Source organism: Vibrio proteolyticus NBRC 13287, assembly GCF_000467125.1.
GTDB lineage: Bacteria > Pseudomonadota > Gammaproteobacteria > Enterobacterales > Vibrionaceae > Vibrio > Vibrio proteolyticus.
Genome location: NZ_BATJ01000010.1, coordinates 124,139 through 149,756 on the forward strand (window position 1 = coordinate 124,139; position 25,618 = coordinate 149,756).

A 25,618-nucleotide genomic window follows, 5' to 3' on the forward strand; every position below is an offset into this window, starting at 1 on the left:
AAGAGGTATCCTTCTACTTCATATCATTGTAGTTATAAGTCTGGTTCCGCTGTTCGCGGAACCAGTAATACTTTATTTGTCGGCCTGCTCCACCAGCACTCGGGCCAGTGTACGCACGCCCATACCGGTGGCACCCGCCGCCCATTTGTCTGACGCCGCTTTACGGTAAGTACCTGCACAGTCAAAGTGCAGCCAGCCGTGCTTATAATCGTCGACAAAGTAGGACAAGAACGCCGCGGCTGTGCTGGCGCCCGGAGAGTAGTCACCAGAGCTGATGTTCGACAGATCCGCAAAGCTAGAAGGCAACATCTCACGGTGGAAATCAGCCACAGGCAGTGGCCACAAACCTTCCTGTTCATGACGAGCGGCCGTCAGTGCCTGATGAGACAACTCATCGTCAAAGCTCATCAACGCATGGTAATCGTTACCAAGCGCATTCTTGGCCGCGCCCGTCAAGGTCGCGCAGTCAATGATCAGTTGCGGCTGTTGCTCTGAAGCGTAAATCAGACCATCGGCCAACACCAAGCGACCTTCAGCATCGGTGTTCATGATTTCGACAGTTGTCCCGTTTTTGTAAGTGATGATGTCACCCAGTTTCAGCGCACGACCAGAAACCATGTTTTCAGCACAGCACAGGATCAATTTTACCCGCTTGTTCAGGCCACGCATGATGGCCAGTCCCAGGCCACCGGTAATAGTGCCGGCGCCGCCCATGTCTGCTTTCATTGCCGACATAAAATTCGATGGTTTCAGGCTGTAACCACCAGAGTCGAACGTAATACCTTTGCCCACCAGACAGGCGAATACCGGTGCATTCTCATCCCCTGTCGGGTTGAAGTCGAGCTGCAGCATGGCGGAGGTACGTTCAGAGCCACGCCCCACGGCAAAAATGCCTTCCCAGCCTTCGGCCAGAAGATCGCGATCTTTCACGATGCGGCTGGTAACGGTACCTTCAGGAGCCACGGACTTGATAAACTCCGACGCCAGCGTCGCCAACTGACGTGGTGCAATTTCTTCCGCACTTTTGTTGATAATATCGCGTGTCCAGTCAGCCGCTTTAATACGAGCCAGCAACTCATGTTGCTCGCCTTCTGCCAGCGTTGACCATTCTAGCTGGTTGTTCTTTTTCGGATTACGGTAACCTTGATGAAAAGTCCAGATCGTCTCCAGATCCCAACCATCACCGGCGAGTGAGATTGTACGAATACCCTGTGCATCTAATTTGCGCGCCGCTCGCTGAATCGCGTCCTGAGCATTCCCCTGAGTCAGGTGAATGGTGGTGCCATTTTCAGAAAATGAGAGCAGTGCCTTGTCTCCCCACTGAGGCTGGGCAGGTTCACGGCTGATAAAAACTGACATATGTGCAGACATGGTTTCTCCTTGTCTTTCCGCGGCTTTGCCTGGCCGCACTATTCATAACCATCGAATGTTAGCATTATGTAGGGTAAAAATGTCAACTTGAGAAAAAAACGGACCATAAGGTCCGCTTTTTTTAGTAAGAATTGTTAACTGCGCAGGGTTTTGCCAAGCGAAATGCTTAGTCCATTTCGTCCATCCAGCACAGTATCACCGCTTCGAGGATTTTCTCGTTTGAGCGGTTAGGCTCATCGTCAAAATCCTCCAAATCCAGAATCCACTGATGCAGATCGGTAAAACGTACGTTTTTCGGATCGATGTCCGGAAATTTATCACACAGTTCAATCGCAATATCGCGCGAATCAGTCCATTTCATAACGGTTTCCTGTCTTACTCACAGCGGTTACCCTGAGTATAACCGCCATGCATGATTAGTGATCTTCTTTCGCCAGGTTAATGGTGTAACGAGGGATCTCAACCACTAAGTCCTCATCGGCCACTTTCGCCTGACAGCCCAAACGGGATTCTGGCTCCAGCCCCCAGGCTTTATCCAGCATATCATCTTCCAGCTCATCACTTTCATCAAGCGAATCAAAGCCTTCACGGATAATCACGTGGCAAGTCGTACACGCGCACGACTTCTCACACGCGTGTTCGATCGCAATGCCGTTTTTCAACGCAACGTCCAATACCGTTTCGCCTTCGCTGGCTTCAAGTACCGCCCCTTCCGGGCAAAGATCCTGATGAGGGAGAACAACAATTTTTGGCATAGTTTTAATCTCTTTAAATATCGTCGACAGACTGACCGGCCAGTGCGGCACGGATTGATTTGTCCATTCGGCGAGAGGCAAAATCCTGGCTCGCTTTATCGGTGTCCTTGATGCCCTGCTCAATCGCTGCTACATCATCACCATTACGCCGTTCGATCAGCGATTCGATCGCGGTGACAAGCGCCTGACGCTCACTCTCACTGAGCAGCTCGTCGCCATCCGCTTGCATCGCTGCGATCAGGCCTTCAATTACCCGATCCGCTTCCACACGCTGTTCCGCCAACGCACGCGCTTGCATGTCTTCTTTTGCGTGCGTCATTGAGTCTTTCAGCATATTCGCCACTTCATCGTCACTCAGACCATACGAAGGCTTCACCTGAATCTCGGCCTGAATACCGGTGCTTTTCTCCATTGCGGTGACCGACAGCAAACCATCGGCGTCCACCTGATAGGTGACCCGAATGTGAGCAGCGCCTGCGGCCATAGGCGGAATGCCTTTCAGAGAGAAACGGGCTAACGAGCGGCAGTCATCCACCATTTCTCGCTCTCCCTGCACCACATGCACTGCCATCGCGGTCTGGCCATCTTTAAACGTGGTGAACTCCTGCGCACGCGCCACCGGAATCGTGGTGTTGCGCGGAATGATTTTCTCCACTAAACCGCCCATGGTTTCAATACCGAGAGACAGCGGAATCACATCCAGCAGTAGCATCTCAGAATCTGGCTTGTTTCCGGCCAGTACATCCGCTTGCAGGCCGGCGCCAATGGCAACCACTTCATCCGGATTAATGCTGGTCAGCGGGGTGCGATTGAAAAACTCCCCCACCATATCGCGGACCAGCGGCGTACGCGTCGACCCACCGACCATCACCACATCCTGGACTTCATCGGTGTCCACGTCCGCATCTTTCAGTGCGCGGCGGCATGACATCAGCGTTTTTTTCACCAGAGGGCGAATCAAATCATCAAATTCATCACGGCTCAGCGTACCTTGCCACCCCAGCACATCAAGCTCGGCGACGTCGCGGTCTGATAACGCAATTTTGGCCGCTGTGGCTGCATTGAGTAACGCGCGGTTGTCGCCAGCACTCAACGGCCCGTCAATGCCAATTTTGGCTTGCAGATGTTCAGCCACCAGATGGTCAAAATCATCGCCACCCAGCGCAGAGTCACCGCCCGTGGCCAGCACTTCAAATACCCCTTTCGACAGGCGAAGAATCGAAATATCGAATGTGCCGCCACCCAGATCGTAGACCGCTATCACCCCTTCCTGACCGGAATCAAGGCCGTAGGCGATCGCCGCCGCCGTCGGCTCATTGAGCAAACGCAAGACATGTAGACCCGCCAGACGGGCTGCGTCTTTCGTACTGGCACGCTGTGCATCATCGAAATACGCAGGGACGGTAATCACAACCCCGGACAACTCGCCACCCAGAGTATGTTCGGCGCGTTGAGCCAGTGATTTCAGAATCTCAGCCGAGACCTGAACCGGGTTTTTCGCGCCCTGTTCCGTTTGCAGTACCGGCAGGCCATTCTCACTTTCACTGAACTGATAAGGCAGTGTCGGATAACGTTGCTGGATGTCAGCCAGTGAACGGCCAATCAGGCGTTTTACAGAAATAATGGTATTTTGCGGGTCTTGCTGCGCCTTATCTCGGGCGGCATAACCCACTTGCGTGTCTTCTTTGGCATAATGCACAACAGACGGCAGAATGCTTCTGCCTTGCTCATCGGTCAGCGTTGCCGCACTGCCACTGCGTACGGACGCCACCAAAGAGTTTGTTGTCCCCAGATCGATCCCCGCTGCCAGCTTATGCTCGTGTGGCGCGCTACTCTGACCTGGCTCTGCAATTTGAAGTAATGCCATTATGGGTCCTTTTTCGGTTCCTTGTTGAAGCGCGGGTTAGCCCGCTAACTTGTCTTCAACCAGTTCAATCTCGTGTTTTAACTTGGCGACAAATTTGAGTTTGCGTACACGATCAGCGGCTTCATTCCACAACCCGCTATCCAGTTCGCGCTCGACTTCCGCCAGATGATGTCGGTACATTTTGCTGACCTTGCTGTCAAAGTCAAAAAGTCGATCCATCGCATCGCTGTCATCCGCCAGCGATTCCAACTCTTCGCGCAGTTCCATCTGCTCCATCAGGAACATGGGATCCTGCATCGTCTGCTGCTCACCGCGGATTTCTACCCCATTTTCAGCCAACAGGTACTCCGCACGCGAGAGCGGATTTTTCAGCACTTGGTAGGCGTCATTGATCTGCGCTGCTTTTTGCACGGCTAACAGGCGATCTCGCTCGGAAGCTGAGGCAAAGTTGTCTGGGTGGAATCGCTTTTGCAGTTCACGGAACTGAGAAGAAAGAAGGCTACCATCCAGCTGAAACTGACTTGGTAGCCCAAATAATTCAAAATGGTTCATAGCATTCGCTCAGGATAGTCAGTGCCGGGCCAGACGGCCCGACGGTTTTTGCTCAAACGTTGAAACTCTCACCACAACCGCATTCGCTTTTCGCATTCGGGTTGTTGAATTCAAAACCTTCGTTAAGGCCTTCTTTGACGTAATCCAGCTCGGTACCATCGAGGTAGACCATGCTTTTTGCATCAATGATGATTTTCACGCCGTTATGTTCAAAAACCTGATCTTCTTCATTCAGATCGTCAACAAACTCCAGCACATACGCCATACCTGAACACCCAGTCGTTTTCACGCCCAGACGCAAACCGATACCTTTGCCTCGATTTTCCAGGAATGTTCTCACGCGGGATGCTGCGTTTTCAGTCAGAGTGATGGCCATACTGCACCTTTATCGTTGTCTGTTAGGTCGAACGAATGGGGAGCAAAGGGCTCCCCATAATTTAAAGTCTTACTGTTGGTGTTTTTTCTTGTAATCTGCAACCGCGGCTTTGATCGCGTCTTCAGCCAGAATTGAACAGTGAACTTTCACCGGAGGCAGTTCCAGCTCTTCCGCGATTTCAGCGTTTTTGATTGCTGCCGCTTCGTCGATTGACTTGCCTTTCACCCACTCAGTAACCAGTGAACTTGAAGCGATTGCACTACCACAACCGTACGTTTTGAACTTCGCATCTTCGATAATGCCTTCTGGCGTTACCTTGATTTGCAGTTTCATTACGTCACCACAAGCTGGGGCACCGACCATACCGCTACCAATGCTTGGGTCTTCTTTGTCGAACGAACCTACGTTACGTGGGTTCTCGTAGTGATCAATTACTTTTTCGCTATATGCCATGATAAATTACCTCGAATCCTCTACTTCTGTCCTTGGAACGATTAGTGATGCGCCCATTCAACGGTGCTCAAATCGACTCCCTCTTTGTACATATCCCATAGAGGAGACATGTCACGCAGCTTGTTAACCGCTACGCGGATTTGTTCAATTGCGTAATCCACTTCTTCTTCGCTCGTGAAACGACCGAATGAGAAACGGATTGAGCTGTGAGCCAGCTCATCGTCCAGACCCAAAGCACGCAGTACGTACGACGGTTCCAAACTGGCTGATGTACAAGCACTGCCTGACGAGACCGCCAGGTCTTTCAGAGACATCAGCAGCGATTCACCTTCAACGAACGCAAAGCTGATGTTCAGGTTATTTGGCAGACGCTGCTCCAAATCACCATTGATTGTGACCGCTTCCAGATCTTTTACGCCATCCAGCAGACGGTTACGCAATGCCAGAGCGTGATCGTAATCTTTCTGCATGTCTTCTTTTGCAATGCGGAATGCTTCACCCATACCAACGATCTGGTGGGTTGCCAGTGTGCCTGAACGGAATCCACGTTCGTGGCCACCACCGTGCATCTGGGCTTCCAGACGGATACGTGGTTTACGGCGAACGTACAGGGCACCGATGCCTTTCGGGCCGTAAATCTTGTGCGCCGACAGAGAAATCAGGTCTACTTTCATTTCCTGAACATCGATCGGCAATTTACCCGCAGATTGCGCAGCATCAACATGGAAGACAATCTTACGCTCACGACACAGTTCACCGATCGCGGTGATGTCTTGAATCACACCGATTTCGTTGTTCACGTGCATGATTGACACCAGAACCGTGTCATCACGCATGGCTGCCTGCAGTTTGTTCAGGTCGATAAGACCATTTGACTCAGGCTCCAGGTACGTCACTTCGAAACCTTCACGTTCCAGCTGACGACATGGGTCAAGCACCGCTTTATGCTCTGTTTTACACGTGATGATGTGTTTGCCTTTCTTATTGTAGAAATGCGCCACACCTTTGATCGCCAAGTTGTCCGACTCCGTCGCACCAGAAGTGAAGACAATCTCACGCGGGTCCGCGTTCAGCAGGTCAGCAATCTGCTCACGAGCCGTGTCCACTGCTTCCTCTGCCTGCCAGCCATAACGGTGCGAACGTGACGCCGGGTTACCGAATGCGCCATCCATTGTCATGTACTGAACCATTTTTTCAGCAACGCGAGGATCGACCGGGCAGGTTGCTGAATAATCAAGATAAATAGGCAGTTTCATTCTTTACTCCAATGTAAAACATTGCCGCTATGAGCGAACATTCACACCGATGGGGGCGGTGTTTGATTTTTTCTGTGCGAACCCATTGTTGACCGACAGCTCAATATCCTGACGATCTGAAATTTCCAGGACTTCATTATCAATCATTAACTCACCCAGGGTGATGTTATTCAGGAAGTCGCTGATGCGTGAACTTAGATCACGCCAAAGTGTGTGAGTCAGACAGCGCGTACCGCCCTGACAATCACCTTTACCATTGCATTTGGTCGCGTCCACAGACTCATCCACCGCAGCAATCACAGTGCCGATGGAAATCGTCGTCGCTTCTGCGCCGAGGCGGTAACCACCGCCAGGACCACGCACGCTAGCCACCAGGCCTGCTTTGCGCAGTTTAGAAAACAGTTGCTCCAGATAAGAGAGCGAAATTCCCTGGCGTTCTGAAATATCCGCCAGTGGAACTGGGTTTTGTTGCGAATGCAGAGCCACATCTAACATGGCTGTTACCGCATATCTTCCTTTAGATGTAAGTCTCATATCACACCATATCCACTTTGTTTGTGTGGTATGAGTTTTTCATACCTGACTAAAATGGTCAAGTATTTATTTGAGTAAATTAGTCAGGTATTTAACCACTAAATAAAAATGGTTATTTCTTATTCATCAGGCTTTTCTCTACCGCGGTTAAAACGCCACGTAAGATATTGATTTCTTGAGCCTCTGGTCTTGCTCGGCTAAACAGACGACGCAGTTTGTTCATCACCTGTCCTGGTTGCTGCTCAGAAATGAACTGGGTGTCCAGCATCACTTTTTCAAGGTGCTGGTAAAAACGTTCCAGCTCCTGATGGCGCGGATAGTCCTGTGCTTCTTGAGGCGGATACTGCTGTTGCTGGCGATTGAGATGTGCCATACGCACTTCGTAGCTCAAGGTTTGCACCGCCATGGCCAGATTGAGCGAACTGTACTCCGGGTTTGCCGGAATGCAAACATGATAATGGCAACGTTGCAGCTCTTCATTGGTCAGACCGGTTCGTTCACGGCCAAACACCAGTGCGACCGGGTGTTGCTCACCTTCCACCGCAAAACGCTCACCGCATTCACGCGGCTCCAGCATCGGCCACTCCAGCGTTCGGGAACGGGCACTTGACCCCACCACCAGACCGCAATCTGCAACCGCTTCTTCCAGCGTTGAAACCACGGGCGCATTCAAAGCGATTTCACTCGCTCCAGCCGCCAGTGCCACCGCCTGAGCATCCACTTCACATTGAGGGTCAACCAAAACCATCTGGCTCAGTCCCATCACTTTCATTGCTCTGGCAGCAGAGCCGATATTACCTGAATGTGATGTGCCGACCAGCACGACTTTGACGTTATCTAACATGGATTTCATACCCCAAATGGAAAAGCCGCACGATATTAACACATACCTGAGTAAAATGGTCAGACCCTCGAACTTTGTGCAACTAAAAGTTCAAAAAATAACCACTTCCTTTTTGAAAAAACTTTGATATACTGCCGCCCGCTTTTTCGTTCTTTAACATCCGTTGGGAAACCCGTATGCATCCAATGCTAAATATCGCTATTCGCGCTGCGCGAAAAGCAGGCAACCATATTGCTAAATCTCTAGAAAACGCCGAAAAAATCGAATCAACACAAAAAGGCATTAACGACTTTGTTACGAACGTAGACAAAGAAGCGGAAGCTATTATCGTTAGCACTATCAAAGCGTCATATCCTGAGCACTCAATCATCGCTGAAGAAGGCGGTCTGATGGAAGGCAAAGACAACGACGTACAATGGATCATCGACCCACTGGATGGCACCACAAACTTTGTAAAAGGTTTGCCTCACTTCTCTGTATCTATCGCGGTTCGCATCAAAGGCAAAACTGAAGTTGCCTGTGTTTACGATCCTATGCTGAATGAACTGTTCACCGCACAACGTGGTTCAGGTGCTCAGCTGAACAACGCACGTATCCGTGTTAAGCAACTGAAAGATCTGCAAGGTACTGTTCTGGCAACGGGCTTTCCGTTCAAGCAGAAACAACACTCTGAATCTTACTTCAAGATCATGACGTCACTGTTCACCGACGTTGCCGATTTCCGTCGCACTGGTTCTGCCGCTCTGGATCTGTGTTACGTGGCAGCGAACCGTGTCGATGGTTACTTTGAGCTGGGCCTGAAACCTTGGGATATGGCTGCAGGTGAGCTGATCGCTCGTGAAGCGGGGGCCATCATCACCGATTTCGCCGGTGGTACTGATTACATGAAATCAGGCAATGTTGTCACCTCCAGCGCACGCGGTGTGAAAGGCATCCTAAAACACATCCGTGAAAACGGCAACGAAGCGATGATGAAATAATCGCGACTGTGTAATGCTAAGCCCGTCACGCTGATTACCAGTCTAAGCCCCTGCACCATAAGTGCCGGGGCTTTTTTTATACCGTCGGACTCTCCAACAGTCGAATCACCTCTGCGCTGTCACACACCTGGCCCAGACGAGGAAAAATTTTGTCACAGGCATGACGGTGGTTGTACGGGTCCAGATCCGTCATGGCATCACGGCACAATACGACATGATACCCAAGCTCAAACGCCTGCCTGGCCGTGGACTCCACCCCAATACTGGTCGCAATACCGCACACCACCACCTGCGTGATCCCACGCGCCTGCAACAGAGAATGCAACTCGGTATTAATAAACGCTCCCCAATTCCGTTTGGTGAGCAAAATATCCTCTTCTCGCCGCGGTAAAGCCTCAATGAGTTCCGCCCAGTCCGACGCAGGCTCAACACGGCTTGGTCCGACATCAGTGCGACCCGGTGCACTGCCAGCCACATTCACCAACACGACGGGGTGATCTGCCCTGTGGAAGGCCTGAATCAACGCAACGCTGTGCTCGACAGCACGTTTGGCGTCCTGAGCGGGCGGGAGCGGGACAATACCGTATTGTAAATCAATCACAATCAGCGCGCAGTGGCGATCAAGCGTAGTAATAGGCATAGAGCCCTCCTTAAGCGTCAGACATAAAAAAAGCTACTGACTGGCAGTAGCTTTTTGGGATGTTTATGGCATTTCGTCGAATTCGGCGCCTTCTTTTTCCACCTGAGGTGGCATCAAATGCTCTTTGGTGATGCCCAGTCGCAAAGCCAAAGCTGACGCGACATAGATGGAAGAATACGTACCGACCGTGATGCCCAGCAACAAGGCAGTGGCAAAGCCGTGGATCAACGCCCCGCCCTGAGTAAACAGCGCAATCACCACAAACAAGGTAGTCCCCGAGGTGATCAACGTTCGGCTCAGTGTCTGAGTAATCGAACTGTTCATGATCTCGGCGGGCTCGCCCTTGCGCATCTTGCGGAAGTTCTCGCGGATACGGTCAAAGACCACGATGGTATCGTTGAGTGAGTACCCCACCACAGTCAGCAATGCAGCCACGATCGTCAGATCCACTTCGATTTTCATCAGCGAGAAGACGCCCAAGGTAATGATCACATCGTGCGCCAAGGCCAGTACCGCACCGGCAGCCAAACGCCATTCGAAACGCATTGAGACGTAGATCAGGATACAGATCAGAGAGACCAGGATCGCCAGGCCACCGGCTTCGGTCAGTTCATCACCGACGTTCGGACCGACGAACTCAATCCGACGCATTTCCACGCTTTTGCCCGTGCCGTCTTTGATTGCAGACAGAATCTGGTTACCCAGCGTTTCACCGGCAACATCTTCACGCGGACGCAAACGCACCATGACTTCACGTGCCGAACCGAAGTTCTGTACGGTAGCGTCACCAAACCCTTGCGCTTCCAGCGAGGTACGGATCTCTTCCAGATTGGCCGGCTGTTCAAAACCGACTTCAATCAGCGTACCACCCGTAAAGTCCAGGCCCCAATTGAGCCACTTGGTGGATAAAGTGAAAATAGACGCGCCAATCATCAACAAAGAGAAGATGAAGGCGAATTTCGACCAACGCATAAAGTCGATCGCTTTTCCTGCTTTCAGAATTTGAAACATAACTCTTCTCAGCCTCAGATCGACAGTTTCTTCACACGCTTACCGCCGTAAATCAGGTTCACGACACAACGTGTACCAATGATGGCAGTAAACATAGAGGTCAGGATACCGATGGACAGTGTCACCGCGAAACCTTTGATCGCACCGGTACCCACTGCAAACAGGATGATGGCGGTAATCAGTGTGGTGATGTTCGCATCGGCAATGGTACTGAACGCATTAGCATAGCCCTGATGGATCGCTTGTTGCGGATTACGTCCATCCCGCAGTTCTTCCCGAATACGCTCGAAGATCAGCACGTTCGCATCCACCGCCATACCGACGGTCAGAACGATACCGGCGATCCCCGGCAAGGTCATCGTCGCGCCCGGAATCATCGACATCACACCGATAATCAGTACCAGGTTAGCCATCAGCGCGAGGTTCGCAATCAGGCCGAATCCACGGTAGTACAACAGGGTAAACAACATCACAGCGACCATACCCCAGATACACGCCTGAATACCCATATCGATGTTCTGCTGACCCATAGACGGACCAATGGTACGCTCTTCCACGATTGAGATTGGCGCAATCAGTGCCCCGGCACGCAATAACAGCGCCAGGTTGTGCGCTTCTGCCGCAGAGTCGATACCGGTAATGCGGAAGTTACGCCCCAGTGCTGACTGAATGGTCGCCTGGTTAATCACTTCTTCGTGCTTAGACAGAATCACTTTGCCTTCTGGCGTTTTGCGACCACTGTCTTTGTATTCTGCGAAGACCGTCGCCATCAGCTTGCCGATGTTCTTCTTCGAGAATGCCGCCATTTTGTTACCACCTTCGCTGTCGAGCGAGATGTTCACCTGAGGGCGACCGTATTCATCCGTACTTGAACTGGCATCCGTGATACTGGCTCCGCTCAGAATCACCCGCTTTTTCAGTACCGCAGGGCGACCGTCACGGTCGTATTTGATTTCACTGCCGGCAGGCACACGACCGGCCGCCGCTGCGGCCAGATCGGCTTTGTCATCGACTTCACGGAATTCCAGTGTCGCAGTAGCGCCCAGGATCTCTTTGGCGCGAGCGGTATCCTGAACACCAGGCAGCTCCACCACAATACGGCTGGCGCCCTGACGCTGAACCAGAGGTTCTGCCACACCCAGTTCATTCACACGGTTACGCAAAATGGTGATGTTCTGCTCAACCGCATAGTTGCGGATCTCTTGCAGACGCGGCTCCGTAAACGTCGCAATCAGCGCAAAGCGGCTGTTTGAGCCGTTTTCACTGAACGTCATGTCCGGGTGTTTGGAGGTCAGTAAGCGTTTCGCCTGATCCAGTTGCTCTTCATTGCGCAGGACGACTTCCACTGCCTGTTTGCCGGAAGGACGAATCGCACGATAACGGATCTTTTCGTCACGCAGCTCACTACGGAACGCTTCTTCTTGCTGGCTGACCAGCTTTTCCATCGCCGCGTCCATGTCCACTTCCATCAGGAAATGTACACCACCACGCAGGTCAAGACCGAGCTTCATTGGCGCTGCGCCAATTGCTTCCAGCCAATGTGGGGTTGACGGAGCCAGGTTGAGCGCAACAATTTTATCTTCCCCCAACGCTTCACTGATCACGTCACGAGCACTGATTTGGGTGTCAGTATCGTTGAATCGAATCAGGATGGAACCGTTTTCAAGCGCGGCGGATTTGTAGGAAAGGGTGTCATTTTTCAGAGTGTCGGTAACAGCATCCAGCGTCGACATATCAACAGAGGCGCCACGCGCCCCTGTTACTTGAATAGCTGGATCTTCACCGTATATGTTCGGAAGTGCATACAGCGCTGCGACACAGATGGCCATCAGCACCATCAGGTACTTCCATAACGGGTAACGATTTAGCACAGCGAGGATCCTCAGGCTGTTTTATAGAGATTTAAGCGTACCTTTTGGCAGTACAGCAGTAACGAAATCTTTCTTGATCACAACTTCATTGTTGGCATTCAGCTCGATTGAGATGTAATCCGTTTCTTCCGAAATCTTAGTGATCTTACCCACCAAGCCACCGCTGGTCAGCACTTCATCACCTTTTGCCATTGCAGCCATCAGGTTCTTGTGCTCTTTAACACGCTTCGCTTGCGGACGATAAATCATGAAGTAGAAGATAACGGCAAACATGCCCAGCATGATGAGCATTTCAAAACCGCCGCCCTGTGAAGCGCCTTCTGCTGCTGCGTAAGCTTTATTGATAAACATCGAGTAATGTCCTCTGTTATTTTTTATTGATAATCCAACAAGTTGAGCTTTAGCGCCCGAGTTTCAACTGTCAAAGAGTGTATTAGAGATCACCCTCTCAAAAATCGAGCGCTATTGCTTATATTTTGTCACTCGCTGAGTTATTTGCTCAGCGGCGGAACCTCGCGGTTTCGGCGAGCGTAAAACTCTTCCACAAACTGGTCAAAGCGATCTTCATCAATCGCTTTACGAATACTTTCCATCAAACGCTGGTAGTAACGCAGGTTATGAATGGTGTTCAGACGCGCACCCAGAATTTCGTTGCAACGATCCAAATGGTGCAGGTATGACTTCGAGTAATTCTGGCAAGTGTAACAGTCACATTGCGGATCAAGTGGAGAAGTATCCGTTTTGTGTTTCGCATTACGGATCTTGATCACACCCCCCGTCACAAACAGGTGTCCGTTACGTGCATTACGCGTTGGCATCACACAGTCGAACATGTCGATACCGCGACGCACACCTTCTACTAAATCTTCCGGTTTGCCAACTCCCATTAAGTAGCGAGGTTTGTCTTCCGGTAGCTGCGGACAAGTGTGTTCCAGAATTCGGTGCATGTCTTCTTTCGGTTCACCGACTGCCAGTCCTCCGACCGCGTAACCATCAAAGCCGATCTCGGTCAGCCCTTTGACTGACACGTCACGCAGATCTTCATACACACCACCCTGTACGATACCAAACAGATTGTTCGGGTTGTCCAGTTTGTCAAAGTGGTCGCGAGAACGTTGCGCCCAGCGCAGTGACATTTCCATCGACGTCTTCGCTTCTGCGTGTGTCGCTGGGTATGGGGTACATTCGTCAAAGATCATCACGATGTCTGAGCCCAGGTCTTTCTGGATTTCCATCGACTTTTCTGCGTCCATGAAAATCTTGTCACCGTTCACCGGGTTACGAAAGTGCACCCCTTCTTCGGTGATTTTGCGGATGTCACCCAGGCTGAATACCTGGAAACCGCCTGAATCGGTCAGGATCGGACCATGCCAGTTCATAAAGTCATGCAGGTCACCGTGCATTTTCATCACTTCCTGACCCGGACGCAGCCACAAGTGGAATGTGTTGCCCAGCAAGATTTCAGCGCCGGTGCCTTTGACTTCTTCCGGCGTCATCCCTTTTACCGTGCCATAGGTGCCCACTGGCATGAATGCCGGGGTTTGCACCGTACCGCGTTCAAAGGTCAACTGACCACGACGGGCGTTGCCATTTTTCTTTTTTAGATCAAACGTTAATTTCACGAAGCCTCCAATGTCAGAGAAACAGTCTGACGGTTATTTCAGAGCCCTGTCGGGCTCAATGAGGAGCGGTCGCGTATTCCCTGCGAGAGAGCAGAATTGGCCCCGCTCTCCTAGCTTACTGCTAGCACTCGTAAATTCTTCCTATCCGGATACCTTATCGGACAGGCTGGTTGATTTTCGCCTAAGCGGTTTTCTTTTTGATGAACATGGAATCACCATAAGAGAAGAAGCGGTACTGATTGGCGACCGCGTGTTGATACGCCTTCATGGTGTTCTCGTAGCCGGCAAACGCACTGACCAGCATAATCAAAGTTGACTCTGGCAAGTGGAAATTGGTGATAAGGCAGTCCACCAGTTGGTATTCGTATCCCGGAAAAATAAAGATTTCGGTGTCACCAAAAAACGGCACCAGCGGTGTGCCTTTTTTCAGTGCATCCTGCGCAGCGCTCTCCAGTGAACGCACAGAGGTGGTGCCAACGGCAATAATCCGGCCGCCGCGCGCTTTGGTCGCCTGAATAGCATCCACCACGTCTTGCGGCACTTCTACGTATTCAGCATGCATGTGGTGTTCATGGACATTGTCCACTTTGACCGGTTGGAATGTACCCGCGCCAACGTGCAGAGTTACATAAGCAAACTCCACCCCTTTGGCTTTCATTTTCTCCAGCAACACTTCGTCGAAGTGTAGACCGGCGGTCGGGGCCGCCACCGCGCCCGGTTTCTGGTTATATACGGTCTGGTAACGCTCTTTGTCCGCTTCTTCGTCAGGACGGTCGATGTACGGAGGCAATGGCATGTGGCCAATCTGCTCCAGAATCTCCAACACGGTTTTCTCTGAGTTAAATTCGAGCTCAAACAGTGCGTCATGACGTGCAACCATCTGTGCGCGGTACTCATCTTGTTCACCAACAAAAATCGTCGTTCCTGGTTTTGGCGATTTCGAACAACGTACATGTGCCAGAATGCGCTTATCATCCAGCATGCGCTCAACCAGCACTTCCAGTTTGCCACCCGATTCCTTGCGGCCAAACATACGTGCCGGGATCACACGAGTGTTGTTAAACACCACCAGATCTCCGGGCTGTACCTGGTAAAGTACATCAGTAAACGTACCATCGGTCAGCTCGCCGCTGTTGCCATCTAATTGCAGCAGACGGCTGGCAGTACGCTCAGGTTGAGGGTAACGGGCGATGAGTTCATCAGGCAGGTCAAAATGGAAATCGGATACTTGCATGTTAATAAGGTCTTATCAGGTGATTAAACGGTCTTTTGACGAGTTTTTTCGCAGCCGACTAGTATAGGCGTACCCGAGGCAATAGCAAGGAGAGAGTTTGTTTCGAAACTTAAATCTCAGCTCGATTTGACCCGGCACAATTTGCCTTACAATTTTTAGGGATAGCAAAACAAAAACCGAAGCAGCTCTCATTCCGCCGGCCCAAAAACAACTATATTAAATGCATATTCACGAGAAGCAGGAGGCCACCATGATCAAGGTCGAAGATATGATGACTCGCAACCCGCATACGTTGCTGCGCTCTCATTCCCTTGCTGATGCCAAGCACATGATGGAAGCGCTGGATATTCGCCATATTCCGGTGGTGGACACTGAACGCCGCTTACTGGGCATTATTACTCAACGCGATATTCTGGCCGCACAGGATTCCAGCCTGCAGCAGGTATCGGATGAAAATTCGTACACCATGAACACCCCGCTGGTCGATGTGATGCACACCAGCATCATGACCGTCAGCCCGAAAGCGGGGCTCAAACAGAGTGCAATCTACATGCAAAAACACAAAGTCGGCTGTCTGCCTGTGGTCGATAAAGACGAGCTGGTCGGCATTATCACCGACAGTGACTTTGTGGCCATCGCCATCAACCTGCTGGAGCTGCAAGAAGATAGTGAACCGGAAGAGATACAAGCGTTCGACTGAGATCCCCCAGACAGCCCCGCTTCTCTCCGTTGTCGCCGAGTCTCTTACCCCCAGAACCGGATAAAAAAAGAGCGGCCGAAGCCGCTCAAACACCACGTTAAGGTTGTTAGTGATTAGAATTGATCTTCTTCGGTAGAGCCAGTCAAGGCTGTAACGGATGAATTTCCGCCCTGAATGGTGTTGGTCATCTTGTCAAAGTAACCCGTGCCCACTTCTTGCTGGTGCGCGACGAAGGTATAGCCTTTCTCTGCCGCCTGGAACTCTGGACGCTGAACTTTTTCAACGTAATGACGCATGCCTTCACCCTGCGCATACGCATGTGCCAGTTCAAACATGTTGAACCACATGTTATGAATACCTGCGAGCGTGATGAACTGGTATTTGTACCCCATGTCTGAAAGCGCTTGCTGGAATTTGGCAATCGTTTCAGCATCCAGGTTTTTCTCCCAGTTGAACGAAGGCGAGCAGTTGTAAGCCAACAGCTGATCCGGGTACTCAGCATGAATGGCTTCGGCGAACTTACGCGCCTCTTCCAAACACGGAGTGGCGGTTTCACACCAGATCAAATCGGCGTAAGGCGCATAAGCCAGGCCACGTGATATCGCCTGATCGATACCAGCGCGCACTCGGTAGAAACCTTCCTGTGTCCGCTCTCCTTGAATGAAATCCTTATCGTAAGGATCACAATCCGACGTCAACAGGTCGGCTGCATTGGCATCGGTGCGTGCAATAACCAGTGTGGTCGTGCCTGCAACGTCGGCCGCCAGACGCGCTGCTACCAGCTTTTGTACCGCTTCCTGAGTCGGAACCAACACTTTACCGCCCATGTGGCCACACTTCTTCACTGACGCCAACTGGTCTTCAAAGTGCACGCCTGCCGCCCCGGCTTCGATCATCGACTTCATCAGTTCGTACGCGTTCAGTACGCCACCAAAGCCAGCTTCCGCATCGGCGACAATAGGCAGGAAGTAATCAATACCACCTTCCTCATCCGGAGACTTGCCACCAGCCCACTGAATCTGGTCGGCGCGACGGAAGGAGTTGTTGATGCGTTTTACGACTGAAGGGACGGAATCCACCGGGTAGAGTGACTGGTCCGGATACATCGTGGAGGCGGTATTGTTATCCGCCGCCACCTGCCAGCCCGACAGATAGATGGCTTCAATCCCCGCTTTCGCCTGCTGGACAGCCTGCCCGCCGGTCAGTGCGCCAAGACAGTTCACATAACCTTTTTTGGCACTGCCGTTGACCAGAGACCACAGCTTGTCAGCACCACGCTGGGCAATGGTATTGGCGGGCACCATAGAGCCACGCAGTTCGACCACTTCTTCTGCACTGTACGGACGTTTTACGTTATTCCAGCGTGGATTGGTTGCCCAGTCTTTTTCCAGAGCTTCAATTTGTTGGCGGCGAGTTAATGTCATGTTCAGTCCCTCTTATATTGATGCGCAAGCGCATGGTCATCCTTTTCGCGAGCAGTACATCCCTCTCTGCCCTTGAAAACAGTTCACGTTATTGATTGTTATCGTTATCGGTTGAATAACTCAGTGTTCAGTCCAGGTAGTCGTATCCGGGAATCGTCAGGAAGTTACTCAGCTCATCACTGGTGGTCAGTCGGCTCATCAGTTGCGCCGCTTCGGCAAAACGTCCATTGTCAAAACGTTCTGCGCCAAGTTCTTGTTTTACTATCTCAATTTCTTCAGTCAGGTATTGCTCAAACAGGGCTTTGGTCACCACTTGCCCGTTGTCCAGTTCCTTACCATGTTTGATCCATTGCCAAATCGACGCTCTTGAAATTTCTGCGGTGGCCGCATCTTCCATCATCCCGTAGATAGGCACACATCCGTTGCCGGAGATCCAGGCTTCAATGTATTGCAATGCCACGCGAATGTTGTGGCGCATGCCGGCTTCACTGCGTGGCCCTTCACACGGAGCGAGTAACTGCTGCGCGCTCACAGGCTCATCTGTATCACGGCTAACCTCCAACTGATTGCTGCGCCCGCCTAAGGCTTGATCGAAGACCGCCATCGCAGTGTCCGCCAAGCCCGGGTGTGCAACCCAAGTACCGTCGTGGCCATTGTCCGCTTCAAGCTGCTTATCGTGACGGATCTTATCCAGAACCTGCTGATTGACCTGAGGATCTTTCGCTGGAATAAAAGCGGCCATACCGCCCATCGCAAACGCACCACGGCGATGACAAGTGCGCACCAGCAAACGGGAATAGGCATTGAGAAACGGTTTATCCATGGTGACCACCTGACGGTCCGGCAGTACCCGATCCGGATGGTTCTTTAACGTTTTGATGTAGCTGAAAATGTAATCCCAACGACCACAGTTCAATCCGACGATGTGCTCTTTGAGCGAAAACAGGATTTCATCCATCTCAAACACCGCAGGCAATGTCTCAATCAGCACGGTGGCTTTGATGGTGCCGGTATCCAGGCCAAAATAGTCTTCGGTAAAATGAAACACCTCACTCCACCATTTCGCTTCGTGATGAGACTGAAGCTTAGGCAGGTAGAAGTACGGACCGCTGCCTTTTGCCAACAGCGCTCGGTAATTGTTGAAGAAGTACAGTGCGAAATCGAACAGCGCGCCGGGAATGATCTGTCCGGCAAACGTGACGTGTTTCTCTTTGAGGTGCAGACCCCGAACCCGGCAGATCAAGACCGCGGGATCATCGCTCAGTTGATACTGCTTGCCATTATCCGGATTGGTGTAGCTGATGGTACCGTCCACGGCATCTCGCAAGTTGATCTGACCATCCAGCATCTTGTCCCAGGCAGGTGCCATGGAGTCTTCAAAATCTGCCATGAAAACTTTGACGTTGGCATTGAGCGCATTGATCACCATTTTTCTCTCGGTCGGACCGGTGATCTCCACCCTGCGATCCTGCAGATCCGCAGGGATACCAAGGATTTTCCAGCTTCCCTCGCGAATATCTTGAGTGTCGCTGAGGAAGTCGGGCAACTCCCCTTGGTCGATGTGCAACTGACGCTGTTCACGCGCCTCAAGCAGCTCATCAACCCGGGAAGCAAACTTGCTACACAATTGAGATAAAAAAGTTTGGGCTTCGACAGGGAAAATAGCCTGATGTTGTGACGAAAGTGTCGCCACAACATCAAGCATGCCTAAGGTATCTTGGGCTTCGGCGTGACTCGGCATTTTCTCTGGTGTGTTTGCAAGCATATTCGTATTCCTTCACTAGACCTGACTACATTTGTAAATTTAGAACCACAAATTACATCACTTCATGGGTCGGCAAATTGCATCATCTTTTGTTTTTAACAGTGACACTTTCACTTACTGCCTCTCGCTTTTCAAGCTAGACATAAGTCTTACCGAGCCTTTATTTAACTTATACCAACATACGTTAGAGTAAAAGTACTAAAGTAAACAAAACGTTAAATTCAAAGTTTTATTCCGTTTCAAACAAATGCTTGAATTCAGCACTAAAAATGTAACCAGTTACGTAATTTAATTACACTCAAATGCGAGGCAATTTAGAGTTTTAAACGCACGTATGAATATCGATGTGCATGACAACAGCCGGAGTGCGTATGGCGGGAGAAGTGGTATAGAGAGGCCAGTCAAACAAGAGCGACTCACGGAAATGTAAAATTAACATTGTCAAATTTCACAATTTTATGAAAGCTTCACTAAAGAACGTCTGTGAAATTTTACAAGTTAAAATTAACGCACAGGATAAAATGCTAGAAAGCACACGAAAACCAGTGTGCTTTCCGAGGTAAATGGTAAAAAATGGGGGTAAGACTTAGGGCTAAAGTAGACCGGAGACCACCTCAGCCAATTTATTGAAGGTATTTACCCGAGACGAACTCGGCCGCCAGACAAGGCCAATTTCACGATATGCCTGCTGGCCCGGAGGTTCAACCACCACCAGATTCTGATTATCCAGCAAGCCATGTTCAATCGCCATCTGCGGAATAAACGTCGTTCCAAGGCCATTCGCGACCATCTGGACCAAGGTGTGTAAACTGGTCGCAGTAAATGGGTTGATCTTCTCTTTGTCAGTCAGTTTACAGGCCGACACCGCATGCTCGGTCAAACAGTGTTCTTTTTCGAGCAAAAATACCGACTCATCCGGCAAATCATCATACTTGATCGGCACCCGGATACCGTCGGCCTGATGACGGCTGATCACCATTTTGAACGGATCGATGCCCACCACCCGGCTCTCCATGCCATCAATTTCAACCGGCAATGCCAGAATCAAAACGTCCAACTCACCGTGACGCAGCGCGGTCAACAGGTTCGTGGTGGTGTCTTCGCGCAATAGCAGGTTCAATTGCGGAAAACGGCCATTCACTTCCTGCACCAAATCACCGAGCAAAAAGGGCGCAATGGTCGGAATACAACCAACTTTCAGCTGACCTTGCATGGTGTCGCCCTGGCATTGATTACCCAATTCGACCAGATCCTGGCCTTTCGCCAACAAGTCTCGCCCGTGCTGAACCACCAGTTCCCCTGCTTGAGTAAACACCAACGGACTCTTTTTGTCTTTTTTCTCATACAGCGGGCAACCGATCAAAGTTTCCAGATTCTGGATCCCTTTGCTCAGCGTCGACTGACTGACAAAACAACGCTGCGCTGCATCGCTGAAATGACGCGTTTCATACAGCGTCACTAAATAATGTAACTGCTTTAAACTTGGCCATTTATTCATTGCTTCACTACTATCTGCGTCACTCTACAGAGCACCACGCAGCCCTCTATCTATTTACTTGGTTAAATCGCTTTTTTCGATTAACTCAATCTATTTATTTCGCTTTTTTCAATACTACAATCTGTACTATAGTTTGTCTCGTACAAACACGGACCAAAGCCGGGCATCTTGCCCGGCTTTGGCACTAAACCATTCATCTTAGGAGCAAAAAAATGGTACTAGTAGGTCGTCAAGCCCCTGATTTTACTGCTGCAGCAGTGCTAGGTAACGGTGAAATCGTTGATAACTTCAACTTTGCAGAATTCACTAAAGGTAAGAAAGCTGTCGTATTTTTCTACCCACTAGATTTCACTTTCGTTTGCCCATCTGAACTGATCGCATTCGACAACCGTTTCGCAGACTTCCAAGCGAAAGGCGTAGAAGTAATCGGCGTATCTATCGATTCTCAGTTCTCTCACAACGCATGGCGTAACACTGCTGTTGAGAACGGCGGTATCGGTCAAGTTAAATACCCACTGGTTGCTGACGTTAAACACGAAGTTGTTAAAGCGTACGATGTAGAGCACCCAGAAGCAGGCGTTGCTTTCCGTGGTTCTTTCCTAATCGACGAAGAAGGCGTAGTACGTCATCAGGTTGTTAACGATCTGCCACTGGGCCGTAACATCGACGAAATGCTGCGTATGGTTGACGCACTGAACTTCCACCAGAAGCACGGTGAAGTTTGCCCAGCACAATGGGAAGAAGGCAAAGCAGGTATGGACGCATCTCCGAAAGGCGTAGCAAGCTTCCTGTCTGAGCACGCTGGTGACCTGGCTAAAAAGTAATTCACTTTTAACACCCCGCTCAACGGGTGAATGGTTGGACCGAGATAAAGCATAAGCGCACAGCGCATCGCCAATCAGTTAAAAGTAAAGTCTGATAAAGCCCGAAGTGAACGCTTCGGGCTTTTTAATGGCTTCTCGTGACGGTTTACGCTGGTCCGCAGACGAGCAATGCATTTTTCCCAAAAGACACCAATATCTCTCATCAGACAAAACATATCGGTTCCAAGACTTTCTCTCCTGCGGCTCTTTAAAGTCGAAAACGCTGTCATTAAGATGAAAGCAGCTCAATTCCGGTCTGCCGCCCTGGCGTCGGACTCACTCTTTACATGGAGATTCAACATGGCTCATTTTTCTCTGGCCTTTGGTACGGCTACCAAAAACCGTGACGGTAAAATCATCGAAGCATTTTTCCCTCATCCGGTACTCAACCCTAGCGACGAATTGGTTGCAGATCTGGCAACCGTCAGTGGTTACACCCAAGGCAATCAAACTCTGGAAATCAGAGCCGAGCAAAGCGCCGAGCTGGCGCAAGCATTTGAAGCTCACGGTGACCAGGCGAATGCTGCTTTCGCAGCCAAAGCCGCAGCATCTGCACAACCATTGGTGCTGGTGATCCTGGCAGAAGACCAACAACCTCAGTCTGTTGCCGAAGGCTTCCTGAAACTGCAACTGATCTCGAACCGCCTGGTGCAACCACACGGCACCGTGCTGGACGGCATTTTTGGCCTGCTGCACAACATCGCCTGGACCAGCGAAGGTCCGATCGATCTGCCTGAACTTGCTGAGCGCCAAATTGAAGCTCGCCTGGCTGGCCGGGTTTTGAGTGTCGACTGCGTGGATAAATTCCCGAAAATGGTCGACTATGTGGTACCAAACGGCGTACGCATTGCAGACACCTCACGTGTCCGTCTTGGCGCACACGTGGGTGAAGGCACCACAGTGATGCATGAAGGCTTTATTAACTTCAATGCCGGTACAACAGGCGTCAGCATGGTCGAAGGTCGTATTTCAGCTGGTGTGGTAGTCGGTGACGGTTCCGACATCGGCGGTGGCGCATCGATCATGGGTACACTGTCTGGCGGTGGCAAAGTGGTGGTCTCCATTGGCGAAAACTCACTGCTGGGTGCCAACGCAGGACTGGGCTTCCCACTGGGTGATCGCTGTACCGTTGAATCCGGTCTGTATGTCACTGCCGGTTCAAAAGTACGCATGCTGGACTCTGACGGCAACGAAGTCGAAGTGGTCAAAGCGCGTGATCTGGCTGGCGTCTCGGATCTGCTGTTCCGTCGTAACTCAGTCACCGGACAAATCGAGTGCCTGGCGAACAAGACCGCGGTAGAGCTGAACAGCGAGTTGCACAGCAACAACTAACGCGCACATTGTGAACTGAAATGAGCCGGGCCAAACGCCCGGCTTTTTTATCGCTGGGTTGCAACTTCCATTTCCATTCGTCTAACCATCTGCCGGACACTCGCCATTGCAATCACTTTGTGCCAAGGAATGATAGCCTGCAGATACCAATATCCCAGCCGAGAGTGAGTGGTCACCATGGTGGAGAGTGTAAACTCCCGCGGCGTACGACGATAGACGGACAGCGATACTTGCATATGCCGCTCCTCACTGGTGCAGACGATTTCATTCTCCGTCAAGATGTCAATCTGATGTAAGCCACTTCCCTGTCCGGCTCTGAGTTCCGCCAATGACACCGTCAGGCCAACAGGTTGAACCCGAAATCCCAACGGTTTTACCAGCGCGTTACGCAACAGCATCATACGTTCCACAAAACCGGGCAAGCGAGCAAACACTTCCGCATACACCTGATCAGGTTGCCATGCAGGCTCCGCATCGGGCAGAACAAAGCTTACGGCATCACAAAAGTCACACTGCGCCCGCCGGGTTATCAGGGCGCTGTGTTCTGGCAGCGTGTCGAACCTGGCCATAATTGCTCCTTAAGCATGGCAAATAAAGGCTGACGTACTTCCTGCCCGCCCAAAATGGCTAAGAGCAAAAGTCCCCCAGGGATCAGGAGTACCAGCAACATTGGTCTGAGTACGTATGAAAAGCAAAAAATTGCTGGCAGGAAAATCAGCCACTGCCCGAACGTTTTAATAAAATCCATGATTCACCTCCAAAAAAATGAGCGCGCTCATTTTTTATAATTGAGCACGCTCAGTTTGTCAATAACTCAGCCCAAGGGTATGATCAGCCAAGTTTTCGTATCAGAGATCCCAAATGAGTAAACGCGCACAGACCCGAGAACGTATCTTGCAGGCTGCCTGGCAGCTGTTTGCCGAATCCGGCTATGAAGAAACCACCACCCGACAGATCGCCCGGCACGCTGGAGTGGCCGATGGCACTGTGTTCAGCCATTTCCCTAATAAACTGACCCTGCTGCGCGAAGGCATGCTGTCTCAACTGACCCAGTTAAGCCAGCTGGCGTTGACGCAACACTCGGGCAACGGCGAGTTCGATACCGGTATGCACCTAGCTCGCACATACTACCAGTATTACTTTGCCAACGTTGCGCTCAGTCGCGCTCTGCTGAAAGAGGTCATCTGGGATTTGGAGTATTATCAGAACTTTAACCAACAGCTGTTCGACCATGTCAGCCAGCCTCCGGCATTGAAAGCAAAGCTGCCGCTATTGATGGACTGCTACTTCATGACGCTGATCCGCCACCTGAGTAAACCCGACCCTGATGTGTCGCAAGCATTGCATGAGCTGGAAAGCAAATATCGCCAGATCCTGGCTTCATCTCCCCATTAACGTAACCCCAATGTTCCTATGCGAACATTTTAACTCTCAGTTTGGTCTGACCAGTAAATAAACAAACTGGTCATCGGTCACCCTATCGCACCGCCAGTGTGCCACTAAAATCACAGATTCATCATTAAGCACTTAGCCTTCGGTTAATAAAATGTAATATCAACAACCAGTTATGACAAAAAGCGTATATTAACCCGTTGTTGTTATTCCCTGCCTTAGCAGTTTCACGTCAATTTTGATTCGTTTTTGCGCAAATGATGATGCATTTAACAAAAATTCCACTTTTAGTTAATAATTTTATGCTCGAACGCTCATTTTGAATGTTTGTTTATTTTCGCAATCGTTTAATTGTGCAGAATTACACCATGCCAGATAACAATGACACAGGCATAAGTGAAACTAACAAGGACTCTTACCATGACGACACAAAAACAACCGACACTCTTAGGTGAGTGTCTGGCCGAATTTATCGGCACAGGATTGCTGATTTTCTTCGGCGTAGGCTGCGTAGCCGCTCTGGTACTGACCGGAGCCCAGTTCGGCCAATGGGAAATCAGTATTGTTTGGGGCTTTGGTGTCTCCATCGCCATTTACTGCACCGCTGGCGTATCCGGCGCCCACATTAATCCGGCGGTCACCATCGCTCTGGCGGCATTCCATGGCTTCGATAAAGCCAAAGTCATTCCGTACATCATTGCTCAAATGCTGGGCGCGTTCTGCTCTGCGGCGCTGGTGTACAGCCTCTACAGCAACCTGTTTACCGACTACGAGATTGCGCACAACTTTGTCCGCAGTAGCGAGCAGGCCCTGGCCACCGCTGGCATTTTCTCAACCTATGCGAACTCCGCTCTGAGCATCTCCGGTGCCTTTGCCGTTGAGTTTGTGATCACGGCCGTGCTGATGTTTGCCATCCTGGCGTTGGGCGATGAAAACAATGGCGCCGCACGCGGAGCGATGAACCCTCTGCTGATCGGTATTCTGATCGCGGTGATTGGTGGTTCACTGGGTCCATTGACCGGTTTTGCGATGAACCCGGCCCGTGATTTTGGCCCGAAACTGTTTGCTTACCTGGCAGGTTGGGATTACGCCCTGTCCGGCGCGCGTGATATCCCTTACTTTATTGTTCCACTTTTGGCGCCGATATTTGGTGCTTGTTTCGGTGCCTGGTTGTACCCGAAAGCGATTGGCGCTTACCTGCCACAACAGGGGCATGGCTGTACCATTCCAAATCAATGTGAAGACATAGAAACCAATGAAGAGGCTCGCGTCTAACGC

The 25,618-nt window shown here is 50.9% G+C and carries 26 protein-coding genes; 6 read left to right on the forward strand and 20 right to left on the reverse strand.

Features of this window, described 5'->3' with window-relative positions; genetic code table 11:
• Window positions 1–72 precede the first annotated feature (72 nt).
• The 10 genes from pepB to trmJ form a co-directional block, all read right to left on the reverse strand.
• Window positions 73–1,371 carry an aminopeptidase PepB gene (pepB, locus tag VPR01S_RS13485; RefSeq protein WP_021705894.1) on the reverse strand — a complete coding sequence of 433 codons (1,299 nt, stop codon included), beginning with the start codon at window positions 1,369–1,371 and terminating at the stop codon, window positions 73–75.
• A gap of 166 nt (window positions 1,372–1,537) precedes the next feature.
• Window positions 1,538–1,732: a Fe-S cluster assembly protein IscX gene (iscX, locus tag VPR01S_RS13490; RefSeq protein WP_021705895.1), complete on the reverse strand. Its 195-nt coding sequence runs from the start codon at window positions 1,730–1,732 to the stop codon at window positions 1,538–1,540.
• 55 nt (window positions 1,733–1,787) lie between these two features.
• The gene (gene fdx / locus VPR01S_RS13495) at window positions 1,788–2,126 is read right to left on the reverse strand and encodes an ISC system 2Fe-2S type ferredoxin (protein ID WP_021705896.1); all 339 of its coding nucleotides are present in this window, start codon (window positions 2,124–2,126) and stop codon (window positions 1,788–1,790) included.
• 13 nt (window positions 2,127–2,139) lie between these two features.
• On the reverse strand, window positions 2,140–3,993 hold the full coding sequence (gene hscA, locus VPR01S_RS13500; protein ID WP_021705897.1) for a Fe-S protein assembly chaperone HscA: 1,854 nt from the start codon (window positions 3,991–3,993) through the stop codon (window positions 2,140–2,142).
• 36 nt (window positions 3,994–4,029) lie between these two features.
• The gene (hscB, locus tag VPR01S_RS13505; protein ID WP_021705898.1) at window positions 4,030–4,545 is read right to left on the reverse strand and encodes a co-chaperone HscB; all 516 of its coding nucleotides are present in this window, start codon (window positions 4,543–4,545) and stop codon (window positions 4,030–4,032) included.
• Between the two features lie 52 nt (window positions 4,546–4,597).
• Complete coding sequence (gene iscA / locus VPR01S_RS13510; protein ID WP_021705899.1) at window positions 4,598–4,921, reverse strand: iron-sulfur cluster assembly protein IscA; 324 nt, start codon at window positions 4,919–4,921, stop codon at window positions 4,598–4,600.
• A 69-nt stretch (window positions 4,922–4,990) separates the two neighbouring features.
• Window positions 4,991–5,374, reverse strand: coding sequence for a Fe-S cluster assembly scaffold IscU (gene iscU / locus VPR01S_RS13515; protein ID WP_021705900.1), 384 nt, complete (start codon window positions 5,372–5,374; stop codon window positions 4,991–4,993).
• Window positions 5,375–5,415: 41 nt separating this feature from the next.
• On the reverse strand, window positions 5,416–6,630 hold the full coding sequence (locus VPR01S_RS13520; protein WP_021705901.1) for an IscS subfamily cysteine desulfurase: 1,215 nt from the start codon (window positions 6,628–6,630) through the stop codon (window positions 5,416–5,418).
• A gap of 27 nt (window positions 6,631–6,657) precedes the next feature.
• A complete protein-coding gene (gene iscR / locus VPR01S_RS13525; RefSeq protein ID WP_081693170.1) occupies window positions 6,658–7,164 on the reverse strand; it encodes a Fe-S cluster assembly transcriptional regulator IscR in 507 nt (168 codons plus the stop codon).
• Between the two features lie 112 nt (window positions 7,165–7,276).
• On the reverse strand, window positions 7,277–8,008 hold the full coding sequence (gene trmJ, locus VPR01S_RS13530; protein WP_021705903.1) for a tRNA (cytosine(32)/uridine(32)-2'-O)-methyltransferase TrmJ: 732 nt from the start codon (window positions 8,006–8,008) through the stop codon (window positions 7,277–7,279).
• A gap of 176 nt (window positions 8,009–8,184) precedes the next feature.
• Between trmJ and suhB the strand changes: the two genes are divergently transcribed.
• Window positions 8,185–8,988, forward strand: coding sequence for an inositol-1-monophosphatase (gene suhB / locus VPR01S_RS13535; RefSeq protein WP_021705904.1), 804 nt, complete (start codon window positions 8,185–8,187; stop codon window positions 8,986–8,988).
• A 76-nt stretch (window positions 8,989–9,064) separates the two neighbouring features.
• On the opposite strand, the gene VPR01S_RS13540 is transcribed toward suhB, so the two are convergent.
• From VPR01S_RS13540 to queA, 6 genes are all read right to left on the reverse strand, one after another.
• Window positions 9,065–9,628, reverse strand: a complete 564-nt coding sequence (locus VPR01S_RS13540) for a cysteine hydrolase family protein (RefSeq protein WP_021705905.1) — start codon at window positions 9,626–9,628, stop codon at window positions 9,065–9,067.
• Between the two features lie 63 nt (window positions 9,629–9,691).
• Window positions 9,692–10,639, reverse strand: coding sequence for a protein translocase subunit SecF (secF, locus tag VPR01S_RS13545; RefSeq protein WP_021705906.1), 948 nt, complete (start codon window positions 10,637–10,639; stop codon window positions 9,692–9,694).
• Window positions 10,640–10,653: 14 nt separating this feature from the next.
• The gene (secD, locus tag VPR01S_RS13550; RefSeq protein ID WP_081693171.1) at window positions 10,654–12,510 is read right to left on the reverse strand and encodes a protein translocase subunit SecD; all 1,857 of its coding nucleotides are present in this window, start codon (window positions 12,508–12,510) and stop codon (window positions 10,654–10,656) included.
• Between the two features lie 21 nt (window positions 12,511–12,531).
• On the reverse strand, window positions 12,532–12,861 hold the full coding sequence (yajC, locus tag VPR01S_RS13555; RefSeq protein ID WP_021705908.1) for a preprotein translocase subunit YajC: 330 nt from the start codon (window positions 12,859–12,861) through the stop codon (window positions 12,532–12,534).
• A gap of 140 nt (window positions 12,862–13,001) precedes the next feature.
• Window positions 13,002–14,132: a tRNA guanosine(34) transglycosylase Tgt gene (gene tgt, locus VPR01S_RS13560; RefSeq protein WP_021705909.1), complete on the reverse strand. Its 1,131-nt coding sequence runs from the start codon at window positions 14,130–14,132 to the stop codon at window positions 13,002–13,004.
• A gap of 181 nt (window positions 14,133–14,313) precedes the next feature.
• Window positions 14,314–15,366, reverse strand: a complete 1,053-nt coding sequence (queA, locus tag VPR01S_RS13565) for a tRNA preQ1(34) S-adenosylmethionine ribosyltransferase-isomerase QueA (protein WP_021705910.1) — start codon at window positions 15,364–15,366, stop codon at window positions 14,314–14,316.
• Between the two features lie 250 nt (window positions 15,367–15,616).
• Here queA and VPR01S_RS13570 point away from each other — a divergent pair, with 250 nt between their 5' ends.
• A complete protein-coding gene (locus VPR01S_RS13570) occupies window positions 15,617–16,066 on the forward strand; it encodes a CBS domain-containing protein (RefSeq protein ID WP_040902764.1) in 450 nt (149 codons plus the stop codon).
• Between the two features lie 113 nt (window positions 16,067–16,179).
• On the opposite strand, the gene aceA is transcribed toward VPR01S_RS13570, so the two are convergent.
• The 3 genes from aceA to VPR01S_RS13585 form a co-directional block, all read right to left on the reverse strand.
• Window positions 16,180–17,490 (reverse strand): isocitrate lyase, encoded by a 1,311-nt coding sequence (gene aceA, locus VPR01S_RS13575; RefSeq protein WP_021705912.1) that lies wholly within the window; start codon window positions 17,488–17,490, stop codon window positions 16,180–16,182.
• Between the two features lie 127 nt (window positions 17,491–17,617).
• Complete coding sequence (gene aceB, locus VPR01S_RS13580; RefSeq protein WP_021705913.1) at window positions 17,618–19,255, reverse strand: malate synthase A; 1,638 nt, start codon at window positions 19,253–19,255, stop codon at window positions 17,618–17,620.
• A gap of 592 nt (window positions 19,256–19,847) precedes the next feature.
• Window positions 19,848–20,753 (reverse strand): hydrogen peroxide-inducible genes activator, encoded by a 906-nt coding sequence (locus VPR01S_RS13585; RefSeq protein WP_021705914.1) that lies wholly within the window; start codon window positions 20,751–20,753, stop codon window positions 19,848–19,850.
• A 212-nt stretch (window positions 20,754–20,965) separates the two neighbouring features.
• Between VPR01S_RS13585 and VPR01S_RS13590 the strand changes: the two genes are divergently transcribed.
• Window positions 20,966–21,577 (forward strand): peroxiredoxin C, encoded by a 612-nt coding sequence (locus tag VPR01S_RS13590; RefSeq protein ID WP_021705915.1) that lies wholly within the window; start codon window positions 20,966–20,968, stop codon window positions 21,575–21,577.
• 339 nt (window positions 21,578–21,916) lie between these two features.
• Window positions 21,917–22,948 carry a 2,3,4,5-tetrahydropyridine-2,6-dicarboxylate N-succinyltransferase gene (dapD, locus tag VPR01S_RS13595; protein ID WP_021705916.1) on the forward strand — a complete coding sequence of 344 codons (1,032 nt, stop codon included), beginning with the start codon at window positions 21,917–21,919 and terminating at the stop codon, window positions 22,946–22,948.
• A 47-nt stretch (window positions 22,949–22,995) separates the two neighbouring features.
• Here dapD and VPR01S_RS13600 read toward each other — a convergent pair whose 3' ends face one another.
• A complete protein-coding gene (locus VPR01S_RS13600) occupies window positions 22,996–23,517 on the reverse strand; it encodes a DUF2867 domain-containing protein (protein WP_021705917.1) in 522 nt (173 codons plus the stop codon).
• Between the two features lie 292 nt (window positions 23,518–23,809).
• Here VPR01S_RS13600 and VPR01S_RS13605 point away from each other — a divergent pair, with 292 nt between their 5' ends.
• Together VPR01S_RS13605 and VPR01S_RS13610 are read left to right on the forward strand one after the other, a co-directional pair.
• The gene (locus VPR01S_RS13605; RefSeq protein WP_021705919.1) at window positions 23,810–24,343 is read left to right on the forward strand and encodes a TetR/AcrR family transcriptional regulator; all 534 of its coding nucleotides are present in this window, start codon (window positions 23,810–23,812) and stop codon (window positions 24,341–24,343) included.
• Between the two features lie 417 nt (window positions 24,344–24,760).
• Window positions 24,761–25,615, forward strand: coding sequence for an MIP/aquaporin family protein (locus VPR01S_RS13610; protein WP_021705920.1), 855 nt, complete (start codon window positions 24,761–24,763; stop codon window positions 25,613–25,615).
• Window positions 25,616–25,618 lie beyond the last annotated feature (3 nt).